Origin of the sequence: Vibrio sp. 10N.222.46.A1 (assembly GCF_041473595.1) — a bacterium.
Lineage (GTDB): Bacteria > Pseudomonadota > Gammaproteobacteria > Enterobacterales > Vibrionaceae > Vibrio > Vibrio tasmaniensis_A.
In genome coordinates this window covers 1-9,346 of record NZ_JBFRSN010000233.1, presented here as the reverse complement: position 1 = coordinate 9,346, position 9,346 = coordinate 1, and the positions used below count along the sequence as shown (strand labels likewise).

Sequence of the window (9,346 nt, the reverse complement as noted above, 5' to 3'; positions counted from 1 at the left end):
AGGTGAGCGAACTATGAAGAATCCAGTGATAGCGGATACCAAGCCAGTCAAAGTGGAGCTAACAGAAGGGGAGGAGTATTACTTCTGTACCTGTGGGAAATCGAAAAACCAACCGTTTTGTGATGGTTCTCATGCAGGAACGGGCTTCAAACCGAAGAGTTTCGTGGCCGAGGAAACCGGCGACGCTTACCTGTGCCGCTGTAAGTATTCGAACAATCTCCCTTTCTGTGATGGCACCCATAAACAGTTTACGGCTGAGCAAGTGGGCCAAGAAGGCCCCGATGTTCACATCCAAGCGGCAACGCCCGATCTCTCACCTGCGGCTTCTGCAACCAAAGAGGAGCCCACGGTTGAGTTCATTCATCAATTAGCACGAGATGGCTTATCCAAAGTGGGGCATCACGGGCCAATGACTTCAATGGGCGTTCCAAGATATCTATTGCCTCACTGGGATGATATTCAAGTGATGGTTGCACAAATGGCGACCAAACCGTTATTGGAACATGTGCCAGTTGGTACTGAGCTTATTATTGGGCCAAAAGCGAAAAAGCCACTCAAGTTGAACATATCTTTGTTTGTTTCTGATATGAGTTTTGGGTCGTTGTCTGAAGAAGCGAAAATCTCTTTAGCGACAGGCGCGGAGCTTGCGGGAACGGGAATTTGCTCGGGTGAGGGAGGCATGTTGCCCGAAGAGCAAGCGGCAAACTCACGTTACTTTTATGAATTAGCTAGCGCACAATTTGGTTACGATGAATCTAAGCTCAAAAATGTCCAAGCCTTCCATTTTAAAGGTGGGCAGGGTGCTAAAACCGGAACTGGCGGTCACCTACCGGGTGCGAAGAACATTGGCAAGATAGCAGAGGTGCGTGGCATTGAAGCGGGTACCGCCGCGATTTCTCCACCCACCTTTGTTGATCTAAAAACCGTCGAGGATTTCAAAAAGTTCGCCGACCGAGTTCGAGAGGTGACTGGCGGGATCCCAATTGGCTTCAAGTTGAGTGCCAATCATATTGAAGAGGATATTCAGTTCGCATTGGATGCCAGTGCCGATTACATCATCTTGGATGGTCGAGGCGGTGGCACAGGTGCGGCGCCAGAAATGTTCCGTGACCATATTAGCGTGCCAACTATTCCAGCGCTTGCTCGTGCCAGAGCCTATCTAGACAAGCAAGGCGTAAGTGGCAGAGTCACCTTAATCATTACTGGTGGGCTTCGTGTTCCAATGGACTTTGTAAAAGCGATGGCGCTTGGTGCAGATGGTGTCGCTATCTCGAACAGTGCCATGCAGTCGATAGGGTGTGTTGCCGCCCGAATGTGTAACACCAATAATTGCCCGGCGGGCATCGCGACTCAAAAAGCCGATTTACGCCAACGGTTAAATGTCGAGAAGGCATCGAATCAATTGAAGAACTTCTTCGAAGCCTCGACTGAATTGATGCAAGTGATGGCGAGAGCGTGTGGTCATGATCATTTGAATCAGTTTAATCCTCACGATTTGGCAACATGGAATCGCGAAATGGCCGAGCTATCCGGAGTCGCTTACTCTGGTGTCAGTCCATTAAATCAACTTAAGTAAATAGTATTTCGATCAAGCACACTCACTGTATTTTGGGTGTGCTTATTTTTGTCTGTGTAATACTAACCTATGTTTAACCTTTCGTAATTAACTGCTTTATAAGTGTTTTTAAATTATTTCCTATTTTTTGAAAATATCGCTTTACCTCAAGTTAACTTGAAGTTCTATCATCGTCCCCAATCTAAAAACACAATCTATCACCTTGTCGCCTAGTGCAGGTTTTGATGTTATCAAACAGACGTTACGAATCTTCAGTTATGAACTTTGAGCTCCGTAATTGAAGTCATGAGTGCAAAAAGGTGAGAAAAATGAACAAGGATCAACAATGAAAGTATTAGCGATTGGCGCGACCAACAGTAAAGCATCGATTAACCAACAATTGGCAGCGTACACCGCAAGCTTAGTTGAGGGCGCGCAAGTAGAGGTGCTCGATCTTAATGATTTCGAGATGCCCATTTACAGTGAAGACAGAGAAAAAGAGTCCGGTGTCCATCAACATGCGCAGCGCTTTTTTAGCAAGATTGGCGAAGCAGATGCTGTCGTCATCTCTTTTGCAGAGTACAACGGTTCATACACCGCAGCCTTTAAGAATGTGTTTGATTGGACATCACGAATCGACATGAAAGTGTACCAAGGCAAACCTGTTGTGATGCTCTCCACATCACCAGGCCCAGGTGGCGCCAGCTCTGTGTTGTCGTCTGCGGTACATTCTGCACCTTACTTTGATGCTGATGTGAAGGGCTCGATGTCGGTACCAAGTTTCTACGATAACTTTAATGTAGAAACGGGAGAAATCATCAATGCCGAAATAGCAGAGAGCCTGAAATCGATCATGAGTCAGATTTAGAGAGCGAGAACACCACAATAAAACAAAGTAGCTATTTGCGTGGTTTCTTTTCATTGCGCCCGTTATCAAAGTTTAAGGACATTAATTAGTTAAGATGAGAATTGGTCGTTATTATAAAGTTAAAGTAAGCTTTAAATATTTATGATCTCAAGGATAGTGTCGTAATGAGAAACATCGTATATCTCACCATAGGCCAATTGGCGGAGCGAAGTGGTGTGGCACCTTCAGCGCTGCGCTTTTATGAAACCAAAGGGTTGATTGCTTCGATTCGTACTAACGGAAATCAACGCCGGTATCAGTCGGCGATGTTGAGACGAATTGCGTTGATACAAGTCGCGCAGTCGATAGGCTTCACGCTCGAAGAGATCACCGAAGAGTTATCAACACTGCCAATGAACCATACCGCGACTAAGCGAGATTGGGAACGCGTTGCGAAGAAATGGCAGGGGCAACTGGACAGCAAGATGGCGCAGATTAAATCTCTACAAGAAAACCTAACTGGTTGTATCGGTTGCGGGTGTTTGAGTATGCAGAAATGCCAATTGTTGAACCCTGAAGATATTCTGCATGACCAAGGACAGGGCGCACAACGCATTGTTGATTAGACTAACTGAGTTCCTGAAAAACATGGAGCAACGGGCTAAGTTTTAGCTTTTACTCAATGGGTTAAGCAACAGTTGTGGCCGAATAGCGTGCCTAGACAATCACGAATTATAGGTCTAGTTTAGGTGGTTCTTTCAATAAAAGAAGAGGTTAGTTATGTTCAGCCATGTTTTTCTCGGTACCAAAGATATTGAACGCGCGAAGGCTTTTTATGACCCAATCATGAAAGTGCTTGGTTATAGCGAAGGTTCTGTTGATCCCAAAGGGCGCTGTGTTTACGTTAGCCAAACGGGTGTGTTGGGTTTAACGAAGCCGATTGATGGTCAGCCTGCGACTCACGGCAACGGTATGACGGTGGGTTTTCTTGCATCCTCCCCAGAAGTTGTAGATGAGTGGCATCGTGTTGGCGTCGAAAATGGCGGTACCAGTATTGAAAATGGCCCCGGAGCGAGAGGTTCTGACGAGCGTCGCTTGTACATGGCTTATTTGCGAGATCCTGATGGAAACAAGATCTGTGCAACTCACTTTATGCCATAGTGGCGTATACTTAGATGACATGGACTGTTAAGGATCGCTGGCGAATGCGAAGAACCAACAAAATGACACCTAATGAACTGTTTTATGAAAGCTTTGAGCGTTGCAGGATCGATGAAGAATTTCTAGAAACATTTTTGGCGGACTTCTGCGAACACAACCCTAGGTTTTCAGAGCGATTTGAAAACATAGGGTTAGAGCAACAAACCAAGATGCTTAAAGCTTCAATCATCCTTATCTATAACTCTGCAGGTCTGCCGAGCGTACGAAACTCGGTGAGAAAGCTTGGGAAGCGACATAAAGATTTAGGCATGGATATTTCTGAGCAAGAGCTCAACGAGTGGTTTAATTCCTTGCTCAATACGGTTAAAAAATACGATCCACTTTATGATGAAAATATCGAACAAGCTTGGGCACATACCTTGGAAACAGGACTTGCTATCATGAAGAAAGAGTGTGTAGTCTGAATCAAAAAATGTACAAAGTAAGCCCCACACAACAAGAGGCTTACTTTTTTATCGACTCAATTAAAAGGTAAAGCCTGCTTGGATATTCAGTACCGACTCAGCGGTATACCAACCAGTACTTCCGCCGAACTCATACCAATCAAATCCAGCTCGAGTCACAAACTTGGAGTGGCCGAAAACTGGTTTTAGTGACTTGTATTCTGCGCCGATGCCGTAAGTTAAGCCAAAATCACCATGGGACCCTTTGTGGACTTCATTATTATCGCTAGATCGGAACACCAATTTGGTATCTGAGTGTGCGTAAAACGCGCCCGCCTTACCATAAACAGCGAAGTTTTCGCTGAAGCTGTGCTTATACATAGGTGTTAATGAAAGCATTAAAGAATCGAACTCTTGCTCTGTTTGAAGCACCTTGTCACCATTATAGCTAGTAGACTTATCGTCAGTGCTGATAACAAGTAACGTCGATTCAATATACCAATTGCTTTGAACGATCTGGCTACCTAACGTGAATTGAGCGCCAACGTCACCGCTATCCATACCTACACCACCTAATGTGTACATTTCGTTTGATGCGAAAGCTGAAGTTGATGCGATCCCCGTAACTGAGGCAATCGTAAGAGCCGCTAAGACTAATTTTTTCATTGTTTTTACTCTGGTTTGTAAATTTCGGGAGAGGATTTTAGCGGCATTTTCAAAATAAAAAACACTGTTCGAATGGGCGATGGTAAGATTAAATGAAGATTAAATATCTCAAAACATAAGCCTGTATTTCCATGACCTAAAATTACAATTTTTTAGATGGATCAAATGCGCGGTGTGCGAGAGTTAGTCTATGATTTAATGGGTTTTCTATGAGGGAGGGCGGTGCATGTTTCACGCAGAAAAACCTCTGGCGACGGAGGTCATCACCAGAGATAAGAATCATTCGAGGCTTACGTTTTAATTGAAATTAAATCCAAATGACCAATGTTGGGTTGGCATTGGATTGGCCGAGGGTTCTAACACGTTACGATAATCGGATTAAAAGTGAGCAGCCCAACCAATCAGGAACCCTTGCGATGCGGTATCGTATTCAAAGGTACCTTTGTTTTCGTAATCAACCCAAGTGGATTTATACGCCAGATTTAAATCCGACCAGTCGTTAATTTGATAGCGAGCGCCGGTTAACAGAGATGAGGTAAAGTCGGTATCGCTTCCAAGGCCCATATCTAAGCTCGTGTGCACAGTCCAATTTTTGTTGAGTTCCTTGGTCCAACGAACGCCTATCAGATAATCAATCCAATCTTCTTCTAAAGATCTTGAATTCAGGGTTGTCCCGCTGTTTGTGTAGAGTTTGGAATCAATATCGTTATCCCACCAGCGTAATCCAACCATATAATCAATGGCACCAATGTCGTATTGGTAGCGTTTAAAGCCTTTTGCTTCTAAAACGCCTTGTCTGATCTCAAGCTTGCCATTAAGAATACCTGTGTTGCCGATGATTGAATCTGACTTTCCGCTCAGTTTCATGTAGCTGTAGTCAACGTAATAACCCCACTGATTGTTATAGATCCCCTCTAGTCGAAGCATCGCTCCCATATCCAAATGACCCATGATGAATGCAGGGTCGACATCAACATCGCTAGAAATATCACCAATTGTTGTATTACCACGGATATTTAAAGCAAGCGCATAAATTTCTATGCTGTGTTGCCACTTTTTCGTGTCCGATTGTGAACTTGCTTCTTGTGCATTTACGGTTGAACTAACAGCCAACGCTGATGCGAGTAGGTAATGCCATTTAGCCATATTGATATCCTTATCTTCGATGTGAAATAGCACGAATGTGAATGTGTGTTTTAACTATCCATTTTTCACATATGCAACTTGTATATTGCTGATTGTAGACTATGTTTTTTGAAAAGAGCCAAATTAAAAGAGTAAGGATATGAAGCCACAAAGCATTTTTTTGTTCGTTGCTGTTTTGGGTTTAACACCGATTGCGTTGTCGTACGGTTATGCCCCCGTTGTCTCCCTTGATTATCTTTTCGGAATTGATGCTAGCCCTATCAATGTCACTCATATCTTTCGTGCTGTGATGGGGTTGTACTTAGCGTTGGCTCTGTTTTGGATAGTAGGGGCGTTACTAAAGAAATACCGACTGCCAGCACTCTACAGTTTGGTGGTCTTCATGTTGGGTTTGGCTGCCGGCCGAGTCATTAGCTTGTTGATAGATGGCATGCCTCACTGGCTACTTGTCGTCTATCTACTATTGGAGCTTGGCTTTGGTTTGGTAGGAATAAAAATGGTTCACAAAGAGCAATCTGAAACAGTATAAGGACATTCTATGAAAAGGATTTTCCACCTTGTTGTGATGAGTGTGTTGAGTAGCTTTTCGCTATCAGCATGGTCAGCACAAGAGCAACCGAATATTTTTGTTATCTTCACGGATGATATTGGAATATCAAACCTGAGTGCTTATCACAATGGTGTGATGAGCAGCGAAACACCGAACATCGATAGTATTGCTGAAAAGGGCATGCTATTAACGGATTACTATGCTCAACCTTCTTGTACGGCGGGTCGTTCTGCATTCTTAACGGGTCAACTCCCTGTTCGAACAGGCATGCACTCAGTTGGGTTACCGGGTGGCCCAGTTGGTTTAAGTGCCGACACGCCAACGCTTCCTGAAATCCTTAAAACCATGGGTTATGTCACGGGGCAGTTTGGCAAAAACCACCTTGGTGATAGAGATGAATTCTTACCGACAATGCACGGTTTTGATGAGTATTGGGGTTGGTTGTATCACTTGAATGCAATGGAATACACAGAAGATCCAGATTGGCCAAAAGATGGATCTTTGGATGCGTTTGCACCTCGTAATGTTATTTATGCAAGATCAGACGGTAAAGGTGGTCAAACGATTGAAGACGATGGTGCATTGTCGATCGAGCGTATGCGTACACTCGACGATGAAGTAAATAAACATGCGATCAACTTCATCGAAAGGGCGGTTGAAGCGGATAAGCCATTCTTCACTTGGTACTGTCCATCACGTGGTCACGTTTGGACGCACCTGTCACCTGAATACGAAGCTATGCTTGGCCAAAACGGTTGGGGACTTCAAGAAGTGGTCATGAAAGATCTTGATGACCATGTTGGTGAAATGATGGCCAAAATGGAAGAACTCGGTATTGCCGATAACACCATCATCATTTTCACTGCGGATAATGGTCCTGAGATCATGACTTGGCCAGATGGCGGTATGACACCTTATCACGGTGAGAAAGGCACAACTTGGGAAGGTGGCGTAAGAGCCCCTGCACTGGTTAGCTGGCCGGGTAAAATCCCAGCGGGTACTGTAGGCAATGGCATCTTTGATGGTATGGATTGGTTACCCACTCTTGTCGCTGCGGCTGGTGGTCCAACGGATCTAAAAGAAAAACTGCTGAAAGGTCACGATGGCTTTAAAGCGCACCTTGATGGTTACAACCAAGTGGATATGCTGACTGAGAAAGGTGAGTCAAACCGTAAAGAGATCTACTACTACGAACGAGACAAGCTGCAAGCGGTTCGTGTTGGTGATTGGAAGGCGCACTTTGTGGTCCAAAATCATGGCTGGAGTGGTCCGAAAGAGGAGCTAAATGCACCATTACTGTTTAACTTACGTCGTGACCCATACGAGAGAGCGGCGGAAGAGTCGGGCATGTACTTGAAGTGGATGGGGCAAAAAATGTGGGCATTTGGTCCTGCTCAAGCTGCTGTACAACAACATCTAGCAACCTTCCAAGAGTGGCCCCCAGTGACACCAGATTTACCAGCTGAAAAAACAGGTGGTGTGGGTAACTAATACGCACTTGTAAAAACTAAGTGCCCGGTTAACAAACCGTTGACTGGGCATTTTTTGTTTGGTCTATCAATCTTTTCTTTGAGTAAAAATAAGCCCGAGTTAATAGAGTTCTGAGTAGATGGTAGCGCAAGCTAATCCCCAAGAGGCAACTTATAGCTGTTTTTCAACTCTTTAACCGAGATATTCGACTGAATCGCACTTACACCTTTTACTCGTCTGATCGAGCTAATACGCTCAAAGTACTCTTCTAAATCTTTCGCTAGCACTTGAATCATATAGTCGGCGCCGCCTGCAATACAGTGACACATAGGAATCCAATCGGTTACTTCGACAAACTCTTCAAACGGTTCTGTGTTTTCTACTTCATGGTTACCTAAGGTCACAAGAGTAAAACCAGCCACATGAAAACCAAGCTTTTTGCGGTTTAGCTTCGCGGCGTAACCATCGATATAACCCGTCTCTTCCATGCGTTTCCAACGGCGCCAACATGGGGTTTCGCTGAGGTTCACTTTCTCTGCGAGCTTGCTGTTGCTCATGCGTCCGTCTTGTTGGATATGTTCTAAGATGGCGATATCTGTGTCATCTAACACTTCTTTGGTGGATTCTTTCTGTTTCATGGTGTTTTTAGGAAGGTCTTGCTCAAATTTGCATTAATATTAGCCTATATAGCAATTTAATTCCTAGTCGAATCTGTAAACTCTCTCCGTATAAATACTTTACTTATTAGGAGTGAGAGGAAATGAGCTCTCAATTAATGCTGGCGTTCTTGCTATTTTCAACATCAATTGCAATTACACCTGGGGCAGGCAATATCGCATTACTTGGGATTTCAAGTCGTTATGGATTTGCTGCGACTTTACCTTTTATCTCTGGGAACGCTGTTGGCATCATCATCGTACTGGCAGGATCCAGTGTCGGATTGGTGAGTCTATTTACCCTTTACCCAGATCTTTATAACATTTTGAAATACGTGGGTGCGGCTTACTTGCTGTTTATGGCGTGGTCGATTGCGAACATGCAAATCGAAGAAAGCACCACAGATAAACGTTCAGGTTTTATGTCAGGTGTGTTGGTGCAGGTGTTAAACCCTAAAGGTTGGATAGCTTCATTAACCGTGTTTTCGCAATTCATTACTCCGAATGCAGATTACTTGATTCAAGTAGTGACCATTATCGCGGGTATGGTGATTACCGGTGTGCCGTGCATGTTGGTGTGGGCGTATTGCGGCACCATGCTGAAAAAATTACTGCAATCACCAAAACAGATGATGTTTGTGAACCGTTGCTTGGGTGGAAGCTTAGCGATGGTGGTTGCCTTTATGCTTTATCAACCGGCATAAATCACAAGGAAAAAAACCACTCCTAAATCCATAGGAGTGGTGTCTAAATGTCGACTAAGTCGTTAACAGTAAAGAATTAAGTTAACAAATATTTAAGGAACTTGAGTTAAAAGCTTTTATGCCTAGAAGCTTTTAAGTTTTAAGTTTT

Annotated in this window: 11 protein-coding genes; 8 read left to right on the top strand and 3 right to left on the bottom strand. The window is 44.1% G+C overall.

Going from position 1 to position 9,346, the window contains the following annotated elements; all coding sequences use genetic code 11:
• The first annotated feature begins 13 nt into the window (after positions 1 to 13).
• The 5 genes from AB4496_RS07835 (at position 14) to AB4496_RS07815 (ending at position 4,027) form a co-directional block, all read left to right on the top strand.
• On the top strand, positions 14 to 1,576 hold the full coding sequence (locus tag AB4496_RS07835) for a glutamate synthase-related protein (protein ID WP_102257806.1): 1,563 nt from the start codon (positions 14 to 16) through the stop codon (positions 1,574 to 1,576).
• 325 nt (positions 1,577 to 1,901) lie between these two features.
• Positions 1,902 to 2,423 (top strand): NADPH-dependent FMN reductase, encoded by a 522-nt coding sequence (locus AB4496_RS07830; RefSeq protein WP_032555252.1) that lies wholly within the window; start codon positions 1,902 to 1,904, stop codon positions 2,421 to 2,423.
• Between the two features lie 164 nt (positions 2,424 to 2,587).
• Positions 2,588 to 3,028 (top strand): redox-sensitive transcriptional activator SoxR, encoded by a 441-nt coding sequence (soxR, locus tag AB4496_RS07825; protein ID WP_009847217.1) that lies wholly within the window; start codon positions 2,588 to 2,590, stop codon positions 3,026 to 3,028.
• A 154-nt stretch (positions 3,029 to 3,182) separates the two neighbouring features.
• Positions 3,183 to 3,563 carry a VOC family protein gene (locus AB4496_RS07820; RefSeq protein ID WP_009847216.1) on the top strand — a complete coding sequence of 127 codons (381 nt, stop codon included), beginning with the start codon at positions 3,183 to 3,185 and terminating at the stop codon, positions 3,561 to 3,563.
• A gap of 62 nt (positions 3,564 to 3,625) precedes the next feature.
• A complete protein-coding gene (locus tag AB4496_RS07815) occupies positions 3,626 to 4,027 on the top strand; it encodes a globin (protein WP_029224030.1) in 402 nt (133 codons plus the stop codon).
• Positions 4,028 to 4,087: 60 nt separating this feature from the next.
• Here AB4496_RS07815 and AB4496_RS07810 read toward each other — a convergent pair whose 3' ends face one another.
• Positions 4,088 to 4,672, bottom strand: a complete 585-nt coding sequence (locus tag AB4496_RS07810) for an outer membrane beta-barrel protein (protein WP_009847214.1) — start codon at positions 4,670 to 4,672, stop codon at positions 4,088 to 4,090.
• 378 nt (positions 4,673 to 5,050) lie between these two features.
• Entirely contained in the window at positions 5,051 to 5,818 is a 768-nt protein-coding gene (locus AB4496_RS07805; RefSeq protein WP_009847213.1) for a hypothetical protein, read from the bottom strand.
• 139 nt (positions 5,819 to 5,957) lie between these two features.
• Between AB4496_RS07805 and AB4496_RS07800 the strand changes: the two genes are divergently transcribed.
• Entirely contained in the window at positions 5,958 to 6,347 is a 390-nt protein-coding gene (locus AB4496_RS07800; RefSeq protein ID WP_009847212.1) for a DUF4345 domain-containing protein, read from the top strand.
• A gap of 9 nt (positions 6,348 to 6,356) precedes the next feature.
• A complete protein-coding gene (locus AB4496_RS07795) occupies positions 6,357 to 7,859 on the top strand; it encodes an arylsulfatase (protein WP_009847211.1) in 1,503 nt (500 codons plus the stop codon).
• A 131-nt stretch (positions 7,860 to 7,990) separates the two neighbouring features.
• Here AB4496_RS07795 and AB4496_RS07790 read toward each other — a convergent pair whose 3' ends face one another.
• Entirely contained in the window at positions 7,991 to 8,476 is a 486-nt protein-coding gene (locus tag AB4496_RS07790) for an Lrp/AsnC family transcriptional regulator (RefSeq protein WP_004736367.1), read from the bottom strand.
• A 122-nt stretch (positions 8,477 to 8,598) separates the two neighbouring features.
• Between AB4496_RS07790 and AB4496_RS07785 the strand changes: the two genes are divergently transcribed.
• The gene (locus AB4496_RS07785) at positions 8,599 to 9,198 is read left to right on the top strand and encodes a LysE family translocator (protein ID WP_009847210.1); all 600 of its coding nucleotides are present in this window, start codon (positions 8,599 to 8,601) and stop codon (positions 9,196 to 9,198) included.
• Positions 9,199 to 9,346 lie beyond the last annotated feature (148 nt).

Coding starts and splice junctions, on each gene's coding strand:
- AB4496_RS07815 (WP_029224030.1), top strand. CDS start 3,626: ATGACACCTAATGAACTGTTTTATGAAAGCTTTGAGCGTTGCAGGATC.
- AB4496_RS07805 (WP_009847213.1), bottom strand. CDS start 5,818: ATGGCTAAATGGCATTACCTACTCGCATCAGCGTTGGCTGTTAGTTCA.
- AB4496_RS07795 (WP_009847211.1), top strand. CDS start 6,357: ATGAAAAGGATTTTCCACCTTGTTGTGATGAGTGTGTTGAGTAGCTTT.
- AB4496_RS07790 (WP_004736367.1), bottom strand. CDS start 8,476: ATGAAACAGAAAGAATCCACCAAAGAAGTGTTAGATGACACAGATATC.
- AB4496_RS07800 (WP_009847212.1), top strand. CDS start 5,958: ATGAAGCCACAAAGCATTTTTTTGTTCGTTGCTGTTTTGGGTTTAACA.
- AB4496_RS07820 (WP_009847216.1), top strand. CDS start 3,183: ATGTTCAGCCATGTTTTTCTCGGTACCAAAGATATTGAACGCGCGAAG.
- soxR (WP_009847217.1), top strand. CDS start 2,588: ATGAGAAACATCGTATATCTCACCATAGGCCAATTGGCGGAGCGAAGT.
- AB4496_RS07810 (WP_009847214.1), bottom strand. CDS start 4,672: ATGAAAAAATTAGTCTTAGCGGCTCTTACGATTGCCTCAGTTACGGGG.
- AB4496_RS07830 (WP_032555252.1), top strand. CDS start 1,902: ATGAAAGTATTAGCGATTGGCGCGACCAACAGTAAAGCATCGATTAAC.
- AB4496_RS07835 (WP_102257806.1), top strand. CDS start 14: ATGAAGAATCCAGTGATAGCGGATACCAAGCCAGTCAAAGTGGAGCTA.
- AB4496_RS07785 (WP_009847210.1), top strand. CDS start 8,599: ATGAGCTCTCAATTAATGCTGGCGTTCTTGCTATTTTCAACATCAATT.